Source organism: Pseudoalteromonas arabiensis, assembly GCF_001550155.1.
In the GTDB taxonomy this organism is placed as follows: Bacteria; Pseudomonadota; Gammaproteobacteria; order Enterobacterales; family Alteromonadaceae; genus Pseudoalteromonas; species Pseudoalteromonas arabiensis.
Window position 1 is genome coordinate 387,960 of sequence record NZ_LRUF01000008.1, and the last position, 16,451, is coordinate 404,410.

The 16,451-nt window shown below is 40.0% G+C and carries 18 protein-coding genes; 7 read left to right on the forward strand and 11 right to left on the reverse strand.

Translation table 11 applies throughout. From position 1 onward, the window contains the following. Nucleotides 1–18: 18 nt before the first annotated feature. The 4 genes from PAARA_RS04335 to PAARA_RS04350 are packed head-to-tail and all read left to right on the forward strand — an operon-like array spanning nucleotide 19 to nucleotide 2,439. Nucleotides 19–717, forward strand: coding sequence for an aspartate/glutamate racemase family protein (locus PAARA_RS04335; protein WP_062567836.1), 699 nt, complete (start codon nucleotides 19–21; stop codon nucleotides 715–717). A 3-nt stretch (nucleotides 718–720) separates the two neighbouring features. After that, nucleotides 721–1,083, forward strand: a complete 363-nt coding sequence (locus PAARA_RS04340) for a VOC family protein (protein WP_062567837.1) — start codon at nucleotides 721–723, stop codon at nucleotides 1,081–1,083. Nucleotides 1,084–1,102: 19 nt separating this feature from the next. Further along, the gene (locus PAARA_RS04345) at nucleotides 1,103–1,684 is read left to right on the forward strand and encodes a uracil-DNA glycosylase family protein (RefSeq protein ID WP_062567838.1); all 582 of its coding nucleotides are present in this window, start codon (nucleotides 1,103–1,105) and stop codon (nucleotides 1,682–1,684) included. 2 nt (nucleotides 1,685–1,686) lie between these two features. Further along, nucleotides 1,687–2,439, forward strand: a complete 753-nt coding sequence (locus PAARA_RS04350) for a phytanoyl-CoA dioxygenase family protein (RefSeq protein ID WP_062567839.1) — start codon at nucleotides 1,687–1,689, stop codon at nucleotides 2,437–2,439. Between the two features lie 27 nt (nucleotides 2,440–2,466). On the opposite strand, the gene PAARA_RS04355 is transcribed toward PAARA_RS04350, so the two are convergent. Beyond that, a complete protein-coding gene (locus PAARA_RS04355; RefSeq protein WP_062567840.1) occupies nucleotides 2,467–3,015 on the reverse strand; it encodes a hypothetical protein in 549 nt (182 codons plus the stop codon). A 110-nt stretch (nucleotides 3,016–3,125) separates the two neighbouring features. Between PAARA_RS04355 and arfB the strand changes: the two genes are divergently transcribed. After that, the gene (arfB, locus tag PAARA_RS04360) at nucleotides 3,126–3,539 is read left to right on the forward strand and encodes an alternative ribosome rescue aminoacyl-tRNA hydrolase ArfB (RefSeq protein WP_062567841.1); all 414 of its coding nucleotides are present in this window, start codon (nucleotides 3,126–3,128) and stop codon (nucleotides 3,537–3,539) included. 132 nt (nucleotides 3,540–3,671) lie between these two features. Beyond that, a complete protein-coding gene (locus PAARA_RS04365) occupies nucleotides 3,672–3,989 on the forward strand; it encodes a hypothetical protein (RefSeq protein ID WP_062567842.1) in 318 nt (105 codons plus the stop codon). A gap of 11 nt (nucleotides 3,990–4,000) precedes the next feature. Here the strand turns inward: PAARA_RS04365 and PAARA_RS04370 are convergent, their stop codons facing one another. The 5 genes from PAARA_RS04370 to PAARA_RS04390 form a co-directional block, all read right to left on the reverse strand. After that, nucleotides 4,001–5,035 (reverse strand): DUF2955 domain-containing protein, encoded by a 1,035-nt coding sequence (locus PAARA_RS04370; RefSeq protein ID WP_062567843.1) that lies wholly within the window; start codon nucleotides 5,033–5,035, stop codon nucleotides 4,001–4,003. A gap of 13 nt (nucleotides 5,036–5,048) precedes the next feature. Further along, on the reverse strand, nucleotides 5,049–6,110 hold the full coding sequence (locus PAARA_RS04375) for an HlyD family secretion protein (RefSeq protein WP_062567844.1): 1,062 nt from the start codon (nucleotides 6,108–6,110) through the stop codon (nucleotides 5,049–5,051). Nucleotides 6,111–6,114: 4 nt separating this feature from the next. Continuing rightward, nucleotides 6,115–6,591 carry a MarR family winged helix-turn-helix transcriptional regulator gene (locus PAARA_RS04380; protein WP_062567845.1) on the reverse strand — a complete coding sequence of 159 codons (477 nt, stop codon included), beginning with the start codon at nucleotides 6,589–6,591 and terminating at the stop codon, nucleotides 6,115–6,117. Nucleotides 6,592–6,860: 269 nt separating this feature from the next. After that, the gene (locus PAARA_RS04385; RefSeq protein WP_062567846.1) at nucleotides 6,861–7,748 is read right to left on the reverse strand and encodes a spermidine synthase; all 888 of its coding nucleotides are present in this window, start codon (nucleotides 7,746–7,748) and stop codon (nucleotides 6,861–6,863) included. Further along, nucleotides 7,733–8,359 (reverse strand): fused MFS/spermidine synthase, encoded by a 627-nt coding sequence (locus tag PAARA_RS04390; protein WP_062567847.1) that lies wholly within the window; start codon nucleotides 8,357–8,359, stop codon nucleotides 7,733–7,735. The genes PAARA_RS04385 and PAARA_RS04390 overlap by 16 nt, the downstream gene beginning before the upstream one ends. Nucleotides 8,360–8,547: 188 nt before the next feature. On the opposite strand from PAARA_RS04390, the gene PAARA_RS04395 reads away from it, so the two are divergent. Next, nucleotides 8,548–9,006: a GyrI-like domain-containing protein gene (locus PAARA_RS04395; protein ID WP_062567848.1), complete on the forward strand. Its 459-nt coding sequence runs from the start codon at nucleotides 8,548–8,550 to the stop codon at nucleotides 9,004–9,006. Between the two features lie 53 nt (nucleotides 9,007–9,059). Here PAARA_RS04395 and dgcA read toward each other — a convergent pair whose 3' ends face one another. The 5 genes from dgcA to PAARA_RS04420 all read right to left on the reverse strand — a co-directional run bounded on the left by dgcA (nucleotide 9,060) and on the right by PAARA_RS04420 (nucleotide 16,362). After that, complete coding sequence (gene dgcA, locus PAARA_RS04400) at nucleotides 9,060–10,139, reverse strand: L-Ala-D/L-Glu epimerase DgcA (protein WP_083515250.1); 1,080 nt, start codon at nucleotides 10,137–10,139, stop codon at nucleotides 9,060–9,062. Continuing rightward, nucleotides 10,133–11,131, reverse strand: a complete 999-nt coding sequence (gene dgcN, locus PAARA_RS04405) for an N-acetyltransferase DgcN (RefSeq protein ID WP_062567849.1) — start codon at nucleotides 11,129–11,131, stop codon at nucleotides 10,133–10,135. Before dgcN ends, dgcA begins: the two co-directional genes overlap by 7 nt. A 121-nt stretch (nucleotides 11,132–11,252) precedes the next feature. Next, nucleotides 11,253–12,128, reverse strand: coding sequence for a LysR family transcriptional regulator DgcR (gene dgcR / locus PAARA_RS04410; RefSeq protein WP_062567850.1), 876 nt, complete (start codon nucleotides 12,126–12,128; stop codon nucleotides 11,253–11,255). A gap of 16 nt (nucleotides 12,129–12,144) precedes the next feature. Beyond that, entirely contained in the window at nucleotides 12,145–13,869 is a 1,725-nt protein-coding gene (locus PAARA_RS04415; protein WP_062567851.1) for a Na+/H+ antiporter NhaC family protein, read from the reverse strand. A gap of 78 nt (nucleotides 13,870–13,947) precedes the next feature. Continuing rightward, on the reverse strand, nucleotides 13,948–16,362 hold the full coding sequence (locus PAARA_RS04420; RefSeq protein WP_167346332.1) for a M14 family zinc carboxypeptidase: 2,415 nt from the start codon (nucleotides 16,360–16,362) through the stop codon (nucleotides 13,948–13,950). Nucleotides 16,363–16,451 lie beyond the last annotated feature (89 nt).

The following is a 16,451-nucleotide window of genomic DNA, read 5'->3' on the forward strand; positions in this document are numbered from 1 at the left end:
ACCGAATGGGGTGCTTGGATGCGAACAATAGGATTAATTGGCGGTATGAGCTGGGAGTCAACGCAAAGTTATTACCAGCTTTTAAATCAAGGTGTTAAAGAAAGCCTTGGTGGACTGCATAGTGCAAAAATAGTACTGGTAAGCTTAGATTTTGCCGAAATAGCAAGATTACAACAGCAACAAGATTGGCCACAGATGGCAGAGATACTGATCAAAGCAGCCAAGCGAGTGGAGGCTGCAGGTGCGAATTATTTATTAATTTGTACCAATACAATGCACAAATTAGCTGAGCAAGTACAAGCTGCGATTTCAATTCCTTTATTACACATTGCTGATGCAGTTGGTGAAAACCTGATCCAAAATAATCATAAAAAGGTCGCTTTACTTGGAACCCAGTTCACTATGGAACAGGATTTCTATAAACAACGACTAGCAGATAAATTTTCTATTGATGTGTTAGTCCCAGCAGCACAGGAGCGAGCCATCATTCATAATGTTATTTATAATGAATTATGCAAAGGGATTATAAAATCAGAGTCTAAAGCTGCGTACTTAGCAATTATTGATAAACTAAAACAGCAAGGAGCTGAGGCAGTAATTCTAGGTTGTACAGAAATCGCATTACTAGTACAGCAAGCTGATACTTCAATGCCGCTGCTTGATAGCACTACGCTACATTGTGAAATGGCCCTTGAGCATAGCCTTAATGAGGAATAAATAATGTCAAACCATCATACTTTAAATTACGTTGAATTTGCTGCGAGCGATTTAACAGCAACTAAAGCTTTCTTCCAGCATGTGTTTAAATGGCAGTTTACTGACTATGGACCTCAATACACCGCATTTAGCTGTGAATCTGCAGGCCTAGACGGGGGCTTTTATCAAGCACCATTAAAATGTCTATCAACGAATGGTGGGGCGTTGTTAGTGCTTTACTCAAACAACATTAAGGAAACTCAATCACAGGTTGAGAGCCATGGCGGTAAAATAATAAAACCTCTTTTTAATTTTCCGGGTGGTTATCGCTTTCATTTCACAGAGCCAAGCGGTAATGAACTAGCTGTTTGGTCAAAACAAGCCTAGATCATATTTTTACTAACTCATGAATACAAAACTTTTACTAGAACAAGTTAGTAAATGCGTGATCTGTGAACCTCATTTACCACTTGGCGCACACCCTGTTATCCAGTTTAACAGTAACGCTCGTATTTTAATTGCAGGCCAAGCGCCCGGAGTTAAAGTTCATCAAACAGGTCAGCCGTTCAATGATGCAAGTGGCGATAGACTTCGAGAGTGGCTTAATGTAAGTACTGATGAATTCTACGATGAACAGAATTTTGCTATTTTACCTATGGGTTTTTGTTATCCAGGAAAAGGCAAATCAGGTGATTTACCGCCAAGAAAAGAATGCGCTATTGCATGGCGAGAGAAGCTTCTGGCGCAATTAAATAATATTCAGCTTACTATTGTGCTTGGCAAGTATGCGCAAGCTTATCATTTACCACAAACAAAGAAGCAGCCATTAACAGAGTTAGTAAAATCATGGCGTGACTATTGGCCAAGCCATCTTCCGTTACCTCACCCAAGCCCCCGCAACAATATATGGCTAAAGAAAAATCCTTGGTTTGAACAACAAGTACTGCCTGAGCTTGGCACAAAAGTACGCTCCATACTTAAAGGCTAATAATGCAAAACCGCTATTATCAACAATATGGTTATTACCATGTAAAGGGCCTTTACAATGACAAGAGCCTATCAAAGGTTCGCCCAATTCTAGATAAGTTTCATAATAACTGGTTACAGGAAAACCAACATTTTTACAAAACTAAAGGTATCAATAGTTCAGGGCTGACCGCAGCACGATGTTTAACGGATGACGAAAAATTAATTTTATTTAAGTTCATTAATTCAGATACTTTGCTCAACCATGTAAGACCAATTATTGCTGCACCATGCTTTATGAATACCCAACTTTTCTTTAACCCTTACAAAAAAGAACAGCGTAATTATTGGCACAGAGATATGCAGTACCATTTAAACCTAACCGAGCAAAAAGAAGCGCTTAAGGGCCCAGAGGTTTTGCATTGTCGAGTGGCTTTTGAAGATGAACTTGGTATTGAAGTCATTCCTGCAAGCCATAAACACTGGGACTCAAAAGAGGAGTTAACAGTTCGGCTAGAGGAACAGGGGGCTTCAAATAGTAACGCACTAAAGAATGGTAAAACCATTGCTCTTAAAAAAGGGGACTTACTTATTTTTTCTGCAAATATGATTCATAGAGGCCTATATGGCTTAAATCGGTTTGCTTTTGATATTTTATACTTTGATCGTCATCCCAGTATTGTGCAATTTTTACAAACCGATTTTTTACCAACTGAAAATCAGAAGCTGCAACTCGACAACCCAGATGCCTTTATTTGGCCACAAAAAAACGGCTAGTTAGCCGTTTTTTATTGAATGACAAGATTACTGTAACATCGCAAATAGTTGTTTTAGTTGTGGCATATATTCCTTAACCAAATTCACATTGCCTTCGTTCACGTTAGTGCTTGATTTTGCCCCTTCTAATGCACCTGCCAACGAGCGTGTGCCCGAATTAGCCGAAGAAGCGCCGAAACTTTGTAAGCCTGTTACAGCTTGATCAACACGCTTTTGATTGTCACTAGACAAGCTACCTTTTAAATTAGCTAAATAGGCCATTGATACTTCAGAACCAACGACAATTAACTGCTCTGGCGTAAAACCATATTGCTCAGTTAAGCCTGCAAACTCAGTATATAGCTCGTGTTGTTTTATTTGATCAAGAAACCCCATCATTGATGAGGTATTCGTTGCCTCAGAACCACTTAACATACTTCCTAAGTCAACGTTTTTAAGCTCAGGCTGATTCTGCGACCAATTAGCCACTGCAGGTAACGCTTTAATATAACTTTGAAGTTGGTTTTCCGTAATATCTTCTGCGAAGCTTGAAAAACTCATTATGAGTAAACTCAATGATATAAGTAACGCTTTCATCAGATTCTCCTTGTGTACAATTTTTAGCCACCAGTTAGTTTTAACGGGTTATTATGATCAGCTAATTACAAATGTTAGAATATAGTTTTTATCACAGCTAACTGAACCTAATGTTAATTATTTCCAATACTGTAACAATCGATGAATGGGAGCTCGATATAAGCGCTATCCGTTCTCAAGGAGCGGGTGGGCAAAATGTGAACAAAGTGGCGAGTGCTATCCATTTACGCTTTGATATTAATCGTTCCAAACTTCCTGACTTTTACAAACAACGACTGTTAAATTTAAATGACTCTCGAATCACAAAAGAGGGTGTTGTTGTAATAAAGTCGCAAAACCACCGAACTCAAGAACTTAATAAAGAGGATGCACTTAACCGCTTAAAAGAACTTATTATAAGTGCCACACAGGTTCAAAAGAAACGCAGACCAACCAAACCAAGTAAAAACTCTCAACGCAAGAGGATGGACAGCAAAACAAAAAGAGGACAAACAAAAGAGCTAAGGAAAAACATAAAATTATAACTTTATAATTACGACTTAGTATCAAAATTAAGCAGAACTGTAAAGAAGTGTAACTTGTTAACAAAGTTAATTGATGGTTAATCTAGCAAATACTATAATAATAATACTATCTCACTTTTGAAGGAGCCGTATATGGGCTACAAAACACGCTGTTTTGCAATTGCAATGATAACGCTGTCAGTTTTACCTATGTCTAGTTTTGCGGTTGACTCTTGGCAAGCTGGTAGCGCGTACCCGCAAGGGAGTGAAACCTGCTACAACGAGATTTTATACAAGGCTCGATGGTGGGCCACCCCTGGTGAAGAACCTGGTAGCTCACAGTGGGGAGCATGGGTTGCAGATGTTGTCTCAAAAACCTGTGTGCAAAATGTGGTGAAACAAGATGAATTATTGAAATCATTACCCACTATTTTTGAAGCGAACAATAAAAAAGGGAGTTCATCAGATTAACTCCCTTTTTATTAATCAAATGTATGATGCCGTGTTACAGCAAAACGATTAAGTATATGATGCATAATATACACAGCACATAAACTAACAAGAATCGCTACTGATACTGACGAAAACCGATATAAGGCACTGTAAACCAAGTCCTGCCCAGGTCCTAACGATTGACCAAACAAAATACCAAACGTAGTAATAATACCGAAGCCAACCCCCGGAATGCCGCCAGAAATTATATGATATCGACTAAAGATGAACGTCAAAATCCATAAGATAAGCGCAGGAAAAATCAATATATCAGTGTGATTGTATAAAAAGAGCTGTGCAACTAACGCTAAATTACAGCCAATTAATGTGCCAACTGCACGCTGCCACGCCGCCATACCAGCCGCTTTCCAGCACAATGAAAATAAGATCAATACAGATGCCGCTTGTGCGGAGATAGAATCTTGTAAATCAAATACCTGAAATACCACAAACGATAAGGTTGCCACTGTTGAACAAAGTAATACTTCATGGCGTACACTTTCTTTCGCTTTTTCGGGCATTACACGTGCTTGACGCGGTGCAACATCAGGAAACAAACCATGCATGAGCATCGAAAAAACAACAGTAACCACAACAGCAACAGCGTTACTAATTATCAGAGGATAGATACTTACTCCTCCACCTGTGTAGGTCGAAAAGTGCAATTGAATCGACAAACTCACAACCGTAGTGGCACCAAATAAGAAATTAGCGCCACGGCTCATTTGATAAAACAAAAAAGCAAATGCGACAAAACTCATCATTGTCATAACAACGGGTAAGTGGGAAAACAATCCTTGTACCACAAGCACAAACAATGCACTGAATACAGCACCAGCGTAAAACTGACGAATAATATGCATATTAAGTACAGGGACTAAACCGAGCAATAACATAGGGTAAACAGTAAAAAAGATGCCATTAGGCCAGTTCATCAATTTTGCCAGTGCGAACCCTAATGCTGAGCCCGTGGCAATGCGTAGCGCTTGGCGCAAGCCATTACCATCGAGTTGCAATACTGACATAACTTACCCTGCCTTAGTAAATGAAGTGCAGAACACTGATAAAGCGAATTTGCATGCTCGCAAACCAACTGCCAACGCTCGAATCAGGCAAAAGCTGAACTGTGGCACGAGCTCCGCTTGGAAATTTAGCTAACATTTGGTGCTCATCCAATTGAATATGAATACGTTGACGCTGCGCATCTCGTACCCAGCGATTGCTACTTTCAGTGGCACTGAGTAAACCGTTAGCATTAAGCTGGCCATCACTGACTCCCGCTTCAAAGCTAACAATTTTGCCAGTAAATACTTTGCCGGGTAGCGCATCAAAGCTTACTTTCGCAGTACTGCCAATTTGCACGTGTACCAATGACTTTTCACGAAAATCAGCAACAAGGTCAGCTTTATTAGCAACAATCGCCATTAAAGGTTGCCCCTTATTCGCATATGTACCTGCTGTCACTTGTAAATTTGCAGTTTTACCATCGGTATCGGCCGTTACTGTTGTATAAGACAAGTTGAGTTTAGCCTGTTCAAGCTGGTTCAGGGCATGGCGTAATGCTAAGTTATCATTTCCCATTTTACCGCGAGCAAGTTTAGCTTCGCTAAGCTGAGCTTCAATTGCCGCTACATTTGCCTTACTTGATTGGTAATTTGCATTAATTGTTTCGTATTCCTGCTCTGAAATAGAACGTTTTTTTAGTAACGATTCACCACGTTCAAACAATAATGTTTGCTCATGCAGTTTTGCTTTCGCTGCCGCGAGCTGCGCCTCAATTGCTTTCACACTGCTATCTAAACGTTGGTTTTGAAGTTTAGCATCATCATAAGCAAGCTCAGCCTGTTGAACAGCCAACTCAAACGGTTCATCATTAATCTTAAACAATGCTTGGCGCTTTTCGACAGCTTGATTGTTCGTTACTAAAACCTCCGTCACGCGGCCGCTTACCTGTGGTGTCACTTGCACAACTGGGTGGTATACACGGGCCTGTGGCGTCACTGGCATATAAAGGTCAGCAATTACAAAATACAGAAATAGAACAATGAAACCCACTAAGGAAATTTTTACATAACGGGCAAATTTTTGATCCGGTGTCATAAAGTTATTTATCTCCTGAGTAGTGATTAATACACTGACGGGCATTTTTTTCCATCTGAACAAGGCCATGTGCCATAGTATCTAGCTGGTTTGTCGTTAAATCTGCATAAAGGTTTTGTTTTACATCAGCAATGATCACACGCAAGGTCTCCAATAAGTTTAGACCTTGTTCAGTAAAATACAGTCGCTTACTGCGTTTATCCTCTGCATCCGCTTCACGTACAATGATCTGTTGTTGTTCAAGCTGCTTGATAGTGCGTGTTAAAGACGGCATTTCAATACCCAAGCTATGCGCCAACTCTTGCTGGGTACAACCCTGATTTAAGTGAAACAAATGAATCATAACAGTCCAACGAGACTGAGTTAGACCAAGAGGTTCCACCGCAAGCGTGACGGCATCACGACACAAACGATGTACACGACCCATGCTCCCGCAGAGGGTTAAATCTAACGTTTCATGAAAGGGGATAGTGGAAGACATAATGCACTCCAATTACTTAGCATGCTAACTATTATATTTTACTTAGCATGCTAAGTAAATATTAATGCATTTTATAAAATAAATAGGATCAATCGGAAAAAACGAAAAGCTGCGAAACTTATGCAGAAGCAAATTCTTTGAAGCAATACCCTTTCAGTTTTGCCCCTTTTTAATAAGTTTAGTCCAGCCAAAAGCGGGGATGGATGGGTATCGTTGCTCTACCAAAAAGCAGAGCAACTAAATTGGCCTTATCAAAGAGTATGTGTTTACTAATAGTTTAACAGATTTGCAGGCGAGTATTGATCCGTCAGTACTTTCGTATCTGACGGCCAATTCTGATTATCTTTGGTGTAGAGTAAATGCTCGCTCAATGAATGTATATCTACATCATATGGCGCTAATTTTACCGCTAATTGTTTTACACGCTTTGCTATTTGCTGATCACTTGGCATCGCATTTAACCCTGCCAAGATTATGCGGTTTGAGTTCTTATCTGTCACAACATTCACAAAGTCACCAAACACATCATAATAAGTAGCCGACTCATGCTGATAAAGCTTACTTGAAGAAAAAGTATTAGCAGCAACAATCCCCCCCTCAGCAAGCACACTTTTTACCTCAGCAAAAAACTCCTTAGTCAGTAAGTGCTCAGGAATGTAGTCACCATTAAAAGCATCAAGAATAATCCAATCATACTTCTGTTTTTTTAATGCGGCTCGTTTAATGAAAATACGCCCATCTTGTACTTTAGAAGTCACTTTATCGGTTTCTATAAATTGAAAGTAATCACGCGCAACTTTTATCACAGCGGGATCTATCTCAACGTTTTCTATACTTGCGTTAGGATAAAGCTCGTGAATAGTATTGGATAATGTCCCACCGCCTAAACCGATAATGAGGACATTTTGGGGATTATCGATAAAAAGTAAACTCGCAAATGTCATTTTTGTGTAGTTGAAGACTAGCTTTTTGGGTTTACTTTTATACATGCAACTTTGCGTACTTTTGCGGGTTTTTTCATTGAATTTTAAACACAACAAATCACCTGACTCTTCAACTAATATATTGCGATATAACGAAGGTTCCTTATGTATTACCTCACTGTAGACACCGAACGACAATATCAAAATTACACACCCTATCAAGACTCTAAACATACTGTGCGCTCCTTAGCACGTGTTTGACTGACGGCAATAGCAAGTAGGCCTAACGCACCGAGTACCGATGCAAATGTTTTTATAATATCGTTTACATCAAAAGCTAACACCATGTAGAAAGATGTGATGATAGTCCCAAGAGCACTACCTAAAGTGCTAACAAAATATAAACCACCGGCAACCTGACCGCTTTTTTCATGATCGGTAACCAATAATCGCACTGAATAAGGCGAAATCATTCCGAGAATAGTCGTTGGAATAAAAAACAATGCTGTTGAGGCAAGTAAAGAACCGTAACGGCTGTCTTCAATATGGCTAAAAATAAAAGCCATAATAGGCTCAGCAAATAAAACAATGGGGATGACCATAATACTGGCGATAAAAAAGATAACGCCATATTTAGCTAAGGAGGGGTTATGTGTAGACAGCTTTCCGCCGAGTAGATAGCCAATCGATAGACTCAGCATAAATACAGTAATTATACTGCCCCAAATATGTACACTGCTACCAAAATAGGGGGCCAAAATTCGCCCTCCTAAAAGCTCAATCCCCATGATACAAAAACCACTACTAAACGCGAGAAAGTAGATGAGAGCATTGATTTTATTCATAAAAACACCTGCTAATTTTATTTTAATTTAAATTCATCTTAACCTGATGGTGATTGCGATACTATGACTATTTTTTAGCCTGTTAGATACATCCATAACGCTCAAGACTAAAATTTTTCAAAAAAGCTATATATCTAATCCAAAATTCTGATATTTTATAGGTACAAAACACACAAGGAAAAAACGCTATGGATCAGCAGCAAGCACATATCACTATCAATAACTCCACCACATTATTTGGTTTAAAAGTTCGCACTTGTAACAGCAACGAAATGAGTGGTCGGGGCGCTAAAATAGCGACGTTATGGCAGGAATTTTATGCCAATATTGCGCCGGAACTATCTCCTGAAAGCCAAGTTTATGGTGTATACACACATTACGAATCAGATGTTACTGGAGACTTTGATGTCTATGCTTGCACCAATACCCCTGTACAATCAGCTAATACAGAATCAATAGACCTTGCAACGGGGAAATATCTTCGCTTTAGCGGTAAAGGAGCTATGCCTCAAACGGTTGTCGATGTATGGGGGCAAGTATGGCAATACTTTAGTAATGAGCACTGCCCATATATTCGCGCTTATAAAACTGACTATGAGTTTTACAAAAATAGTGAAGAGGTCGAGGTGTTTATTTCTGTAGAATAAATACCTCTAAGCTCCCTGCTATGACAAGCTTATGGGAGCTTAATTGAAAAGCATTACTGTAACTGTAAGCGATCAACGAAAAAGCGCTCACTATTATGCGCACCTCCCCATAGACAACTTTGAAGAGGGCTCATTTGACCATCAGCATAAGTAAAGTGATGCTTTCGATCTTTTAACACTAACAGTGGCCCATCCAAATCGACATAACGAGCTTGTGATGCAAGTAATGAGGCTGGTGCCATCGCTAGAGAACTGCCCACCATACAGCCAAGCATTATATCAAACCCCATCTTTTGGGCTTTACTGGCTAACGAACAAGCTTGTGTTAAACCTCCTGTTTTATCGAGTTTAATATTGACAACTTGATATCGTCCCTGCAAATAAGGAAGATCATTTTCAGTATGGCATGATTCATCAGCACAAAGAGGGATTGGCGATGTGAAGTTAATCAGTTGCTCATCCTCACCAGCGGGTAGGGGTTGCTCAATGAGTACAACATTAAGTGCTTTTAGCGCCTCTACATTCTCTTCTAAATCACGAAAGCACCAATCTTCGTTTGCATCTACGATAAACTGACTATGAGGCGCAGCGTTTGCAATAGCCGTCATCCTAGCGATGATATCTTGTTTATCTAGTTTTACTTTCACTAGGGGAGGGGAATTCATCGCCAATACAGCCTCTTGCATGGCTTTTGGTGTATCAATGCTAAGTGTGTGCGCGCAAATACTCGTTATACTGGTTTTACTCAATATCTCTGCAACTGGTCGTGTACTTTGTTTGGCCTGAAGATCCCACATAGCACAATCTAGTGCATTACGGGCAGCGCCAGCGGGGAGTGTATTAATTAACTCGGAAAGTTCCATTTTGCGAGTGAAGGAACGATCACAAAACAATGCTTTAATTTGTTTTGTCGATGTACTTATCGATTCATCATAACGCGCATAGGGGACCGATTCAGCCCAGCCGTAAAATTCTTTGTCTGCAATCACAACCACAATCACATCTGCGCTCTTTTTTGTTCCTCTAGAAATTTTAAAGTCTGATTTCAATGGTATTGATTGATGAAAAACAGAGACAGTGTAGACGCTCGACAACGTTTCTAAGGATATATTGAACAATCTTTCTGTTAGCATAAGTTGGCCACTATTGAATCGACGCCATCACGTAAGGGATCAACACATGGCACACCAAATGTCTGACTCAGACGCTCACAAATTTCATTTCCTTGTTCAATACTAACACTGGATGTATTAACTGAAATACCGACCACCTGAACATCAGGGTTCGTTAATTTCGCCGCAGCAATATTTAACTCTATCGTCGTTTCAATACTAGGAAAGGAAGTATGGAGTAAGCCACGCATATGGGTTCTATTTAAAGCATGACATATCACTAACGCATCAGGCTGAGAACCATGTAACAATCCCAAGCTAACTCCAGCAAAAGCAGGGTGTGACAGTGAACCTTGCCCTTCGATAATATCCCAATGCGTTTCATCTGCATCAGGACTTAATGATTCTGCAGCACCGGAAATAAAATCAGCAATAACGCAATCTATCGCTACACCACTGCCTGAGATTAAAATTCCGCATTGCCCCGTAGCCCTAAAGTCGACATCTATATTTTGTTCTTTCATCGCTTTCTCTAGGCTTAAGCTTGTATACATTTTACCTACAGAGCAATCTGTTCCCACAGTAAGTAATCGCTTACCTTTGCGTTTATATCCCTTGCCTGTTGCAAATGCTGTACTTGGATGACGAATATCCAATAAATTTGTATTGTGCTTTTGCGAAAGACTGACCAGCTCATCAAAGTTAGTGAGCTTATCGTGAAGCCCACTTACGATGTTCATTCCGTGCTCTATTGCCTCACTAATAATTGGCAACCACTTTTTGTCTAACACACCACCACTATTAGCAAAACCTAGAACGAATGTTTTTGCGCCTAACTTAGCAGCTTCACAGATGCTACATTGATTGAGACCAGTACTGACTGTACAACCGTTAACGCTCAGCTCGCCTACACAAAGTTCAGCGCGCCAATCAGCTAAACTTTGTGCCATTTTAATTGAGAGTTTATCGGTCGCATCACCGATAAATAGTAAATAAGGAGGCTTAATTTGCATAATATATCTCTAATTTAGAAAGAAAAATTGACTAAGCAGAGCATATTATTTTTTAAAATTTAGAAAAGAATGAAGAATTATTGCACCTATAACCTATGTTTATAGCCAGACAAAATACCCTTTAAATACAATTAGATAACTCATTTAAAAAGGCGTCTAAAACATGTGATAAAACTTTATTTTCTAAATGAAGAGCACTCACGTTGAAAAATAAAGGAGGGCTGAATGAGGCGATAGCAATGTCATCTGACAAGTTTCCCATAGCAGTATACTTATCAACGATACATACACCCACTCCCTGTGCTACCAAGCGTGCAGCAATAAAGTAAGTTTGCACTTTAATTGTAGAGTCCAGTACGATATTTTCCTCAAGCATGCGCTTCCACAACAGGTGCCCTAAAGGGCCACTATCACTTATATCAATAAATTCTGCCCCTTCAAGTTCCTGAAAGGTCAGCTGAGCAGGTATAGATGGAAATAAACGTTTAGGAAATACCGCAACCAGCTCTGACTGTGCAATTTTAATAGCTTTAACGCCTGGCATCGCACTCGGCGAAAAAACAACAGCCAAATCGCACTTATGTTCAAGTAATGCTTGCAATGCTTCATTGTTATGAATCGTCTGCACATTAAAGTTAACTTTTGGATACGCGTGATGATACTTTGCTATTGCACAGGGAAGTGCATCGAAACCTAAGGCAGGTGTAACACTTAAATTTATATTGCCAAACTCAGCTTTTTTTATATTTTCAGCTGTGTTTTTAATCGACCGCATTTGCTGGTAAATTTTGTCAACTTCGTTGAATAGCATCGACGCCTCCTCAGTTGGAATGAGACGTCCCTTTACCCGCTCAAATAACTTAAAACCTAATTGCATCTCCGCATGCGATAAAACTTTACTAACCGAGGGTTGTGATACATGTAAAGCTTTAGCGGCATTCGTGATTGAACCCGTTGTATAGATTGCATGGAACACTTCGATATGTCGCAGTCGCATTTATTAACTCCTAAAGTTAGGCAAAAAAGTAAACAGTCAAAGTCCAAAGTAAACCTGCCAGACCAGCTGCGATTGATGCAGGAACAAGCTGCGACTTAACATGGTCCATCAGATCACACCCTGTGGTCATAGCGCTTAAAATCGTTGTATCTGAGATAGGTGAGCACTGATCACCAAATACGCTCCCATTTAAAACCGCAGCAAAGCATACAGCCATAAATAACTCTGGATGTGCGAGTTCTTGTGATTGACTAATAGCCCAAGCAAGTGGCATTGCTAAAGGAAATGCGACAGCATAGGTTCCCCAACTTGTGCCTGTTGAAAAAGCTATTGCGAGCGTGATCAGCTGTAGAAGTATTGGCAGCAGCCAAAAGGGCAAACCATCCCCAAGTAAAGATACAAGGTACAAACCTCCACCAATTTGTTTACTAATGGTTCCTATAATAACCGCAAGCATTAAAATAACAGAGGCAACAACAACCCCCTTTAAGCCTGTTGCAAACCCGTCCATCAGGTCACTTAACGACATACCTTTACACAACGCAATAAACGCAGACATTAATAACGCAACCCCAAATGCCCAATTAACTTCAGGCGTACCACTGTATAAAAAAGTAATAATGGCGATACTAATCAAGCTTATCAAAGGCAATAAAAACTCTAATACATGTGGCGAGTAATGAGAAGGGACATGGGTTTGCTGTAACTCTTTTGCACTCAATGGTGTTGCATCTGGGGCATCAAGCTGTCCTGTTGATAATGCGCGTTGATGAGCATCTCTAATCCGCTTGCCAGAAAAACGCGTAATATTCATGCTCAACAAAAATGTGCCTAAAACGGCGAAAAAACTATAAAAACTAAATGGAATACTTGAGAAGAAAAATTTAATTCGCTCTGACTCTGTGGCAAGAAAAGAAACCCCAGGTACAAAAATTAGCGCTTGAATATAAGCAGGCCATGCATTAAATGCGAGGATTGATGCAATAGGGGAGGCTGTTGAATCAACAATATAGCTCATTTCTTCATGGCTCACTTTTGCTTTATCAGCAAGGGGGCGCACTGTGGTGCCAACTAAGGTTGTACTCATGGTACCGCCTTGAAAGAAAATAACGCCTAAAAACCATGAAATTAATTTGGCTGAGCGCTGCCCTTTCACAAAGTGCTTTGTCATAAAGTTTGCAAACGCTTGAGCCGCCCCTGTTCGAGACCAGATACCAATCAACCCGCCTAATAACCACAAGTAAAGTAATAACAAAGCAGCGCTACTTTCAGTTGCTAAATTCACAATGATAACGTCATTGGTTAAATCATAGTGACCAAGTAATAAAGCCCCAACAACAATACCACTAAATAGAGACGTAAGTGGCTCTTTGGTAATCAAACACAATAAAATGGTGACAAATGCAGGCAGCAGTGACCATAAGCCATAATGAAAGGCAGGTTTAAGTAAGCGTACCTCGCCATCATCAGTCATAACCCATTGCTCTTCTAAACTCGGAGTTTGTTTACTCGCATCTAAAGAGGCTTGATTTAAAGGTGAGTCTTGATATGCCACAACTGAGTTTATAGTGACTTCTTTTCCTTTATACATATAAGCATACTGATTATGCTCAGTTTGATATGTATCGTATAAATAAGATTGCTCTAACCATGTTGGAGTGACAAAAAAGTTCACATACAATGCACTTGCAATGGCACTTAAAAGGATCAGAAAGGGTAAAAGTTTATTGTTGCTTATCATTTTATTGTCTTTTTTTGAAATGCAAATGAACACCCAACTTGAGCCCGAAGTCGAACGCTTGGGGCTCAAAAATGCACACTATCTGGGCGATACGAATAACTTTGAAAAGAATAAGCTATTTAAAAATAGCTTCTCTGTTCCATAAAAGTAGCCTCTAAAGTTTGGATCATCGGCAAATAAAATAACACTTCCTTTTCCTAACCTTTGTGCAACTAAACTTGTTTTTCCTGCTAGTTGCTGTTGATTTTCAACTGAAGCAAACCCTGTTAATAACGGTTTTTGAGCTATCTGTACAATAGACGCGTAAGGGTTTTTTGGCATTTCAAACGCCAGTAAGCCACTTCGGTGACTGGCAACCTCTCTTCTTACATAGCCGTATCCAAGCGGGTGGGTAATGTCTAAGTCTCCTAACATGACTGCACCACCAATAATATCTTGCGCTTCAAGGTGTGACTTCTGGCCATAATTGATTCTTTCTCGCTGATTCTCAATACCCGGGCTAATCTCGACCGTAACAAGGTCTAGCAACTCTTTGCTGGCCCATTTTGCACCGTCAGCTATACCAATAAATGTCCCTCCCGAGCGGGTCCAAGTTAATAACTTATCGGTGGTTTTCTTATTAATATTTGCGTGTTGACCGTCAACAAGCACAATGTGGCTGTAGTTATTTAGATCTAACTTTTCTAACTGTGATTTAGTCACTAAAACACTAGGAATATTCATGCGCTTATCAAGTAGATGCCAAACTTCTCCAGCTTGATACTGTGAAATTGAAGGCCCAATAACAAGTAATACGTGAGGCTGTTCAATTGCTTCGATGTTATTACTACCCAAATCCATGCCAATACTCTGAGTATGCGATGATTGCAATGCGTAGCTAGCTATCGCATCTTGCTCCGCAGCCTGGCTCATTAATGAATGTAATTTACTTTTATCTTGATTCGATACAGGCACCACCACTGTACCGCGCATAAATGTTTTTTGCCCTTGGTCTGTTTCTGCTTGAAAGCCATTATTAGCAACACGGGGACGAAAACCTTCTTGCAGTAATTGATACATCAATTTAGGGGCGTAATAATTGCTCCATTCAAATGCATAAGCAACCTGAGCCTCGCTTGGGGAGGGTTGGCGAGGAAAAGTAACCGCAAGCACTTCACCTACTTGGTAATTACTTTGTTTGAGCTCTTCATATTCAATGCCAAAAGCTAACGGCATCGTCCAGCCAGATACATCATAAAATGTATTATTTTCAAAGCGCGTTACTTTTGAGAACAAACCTTTAAGCATGGGATAACTCGCTTGAGCTGATTCAACAACGTATGCTTGATTTGCAAAAAATGATTTACCGTTAACGGTCATGTCTTTTGTCAGGGGCTTAACGTCTATTTTATTGCGGCTAAGTAGCTGTAAGAAATGAAAGATCTTTGCAGGGTCTTCTGGTGCTGAAAATACATACCCTTTAACACTATCGTTCTTCGCGGTTTCTTTAGTCTCTTTAGAAAACTGATACTGATAATTAAGTAAGGCCTGTTTTTTGTCTACAGCATTATTAAGAAGCGCTAGGCCTACATGATAATACGTTTTAATATTTTCTCGAAATGACAACAGCCCTCTTGGTGTTTCCAAAACCCCAGCAGAACTGGCCTGTTCAAATAGAATACCTAAACTGCCGTATAAATGTGGATAAGTCGCTCCTTTACCAAGGTAGAAATTATCATAGGCCTCTTCATTAAAAAACAAAGTAGCAGCGCTATCTAGATACGCGCGAGGTTGCTCGACAACATCCGATAACAACCCCATAGCCTGCTTATTGATTAATGGATGAACCCTATCAGGTGCGCCTGGGTGAAAATAAAACGATTTATAAGAGCGCATTTCATGAAAATCAGCCACGATATTTGGTCGCCAGTCATGGAACTTTTTCACCCAACTCACGGGCTCTGGATGTTGCTGCAACATCCACTGCCGATTTAAATCAAACCAATAATGATTGGTTCTCCCTGACGGCCATGGAGAACCATGTAAAGCATGCGCAGGGTCGCTAATAGCTACCTCTGATTGATAACGTAAATTCCAAGAGGCTTCACGACTATTGCCATCAGGGTTCATACTAGCTGTTAACAAAATAACGCTATTTTCTAATAGCTTTTCTGTTTCTTTACCTTGTGCAGCTGCAAGGTGGTAGGCAATAGGTATCGCAGAGTCTGTTGAGCTTACTTCACTGCCATGAACACCAAAGTTAATCCAACTTATCACTGGCATATTTGAAGTATTTAATGCATTACCTTGCTGTAAAAGCATATGCTTTTGCTGTATTTCGGGCAGCTTTTTTAGGTTTGCTGGCGAGCTAATTGTCAAAGTAATTATTGGCCTGCGCTCGTGACTATAGCCAATTACTTCAAAACTAACGCGTTCTGATTGTTCTGATAACATCTTAAAGTAAGCAACTAACTGATCATTACGAACCATTTGCTCACCTAGTTGATGACCCAAAAAGTTCTCTGGGGAAATTATATCTGTATTAAAATTCGTTGCTGGACTATAAAAGTTGCTCGCGGCGCTAGAGAACACATAACAAGAAG

Bases quoted from the DNA above. Each gene is read 5' to 3' on its own strand.
- PAARA_RS04355 (WP_062567840.1), bottom strand. From the start codon at position 3,015: ATGAAAGCGTTACTTATATCATTGAGTTTACTCATAATGAGTTTTTCA.
- PAARA_RS04385 (WP_062567846.1), bottom strand. From the start codon at position 7,748: ATGTTTAGAGTCTTGATAGGGTGTGTAATTTTGATATTGTCGTTCGGT.
- arfB (WP_062567841.1), top strand. From the start codon at position 3,126: ATGTTAATTATTTCCAATACTGTAACAATCGATGAATGGGAGCTCGAT.
- PAARA_RS04350 (WP_062567839.1), top strand. From the start codon at position 1,687: ATGCAAAACCGCTATTATCAACAATATGGTTATTACCATGTAAAGGGC.
- dgcN (WP_062567849.1), bottom strand. From the start codon at position 11,131: ATGCAAATTAAGCCTCCTTATTTACTATTTATCGGTGATGCGACCGAT.
- dgcA (WP_083515250.1), bottom strand. From the start codon at position 10,139: ATGCTAACAGAAAGATTGTTCAATATATCCTTAGAAACGTTGTCGAGC.
- PAARA_RS04390 (WP_062567847.1), bottom strand. From the start codon at position 8,359: ATGAATAAAATCAATGCTCTCATCTACTTTCTCGCGTTTAGTAGTGGT.
- PAARA_RS04395 (WP_062567848.1), top strand. From the start codon at position 8,548: ATGGATCAGCAGCAAGCACATATCACTATCAATAACTCCACCACATTA.
- PAARA_RS04365 (WP_062567842.1), top strand. From the start codon at position 3,672: ATGGGCTACAAAACACGCTGTTTTGCAATTGCAATGATAACGCTGTCA.
- PAARA_RS04340 (WP_062567837.1), top strand. From the start codon at position 721: ATGTCAAACCATCATACTTTAAATTACGTTGAATTTGCTGCGAGCGAT.
- PAARA_RS04335 (WP_062567836.1), top strand. From the start codon at position 19: ATGCGAACAATAGGATTAATTGGCGGTATGAGCTGGGAGTCAACGCAA.
- PAARA_RS04415 (WP_062567851.1), bottom strand. From the start codon at position 13,869: ATGATAAGCAACAATAAACTTTTACCCTTTCTGATCCTTTTAAGTGCC.
- PAARA_RS04375 (WP_062567844.1), bottom strand. From the start codon at position 6,110: ATGACACCGGATCAAAAATTTGCCCGTTATGTAAAAATTTCCTTAGTG.
- PAARA_RS04370 (WP_062567843.1), bottom strand. From the start codon at position 5,035: ATGTCAGTATTGCAACTCGATGGTAATGGCTTGCGCCAAGCGCTACGC.
- dgcR (WP_062567850.1), bottom strand. From the start codon at position 12,128: ATGCGACTGCGACATATCGAAGTGTTCCATGCAATCTATACAACGGGT.
- PAARA_RS04345 (WP_062567838.1), top strand. From the start codon at position 1,103: ATGAATACAAAACTTTTACTAGAACAAGTTAGTAAATGCGTGATCTGT.
- PAARA_RS04380 (WP_062567845.1), bottom strand. From the start codon at position 6,591: ATGTCTTCCACTATCCCCTTTCATGAAACGTTAGATTTAACCCTCTGC.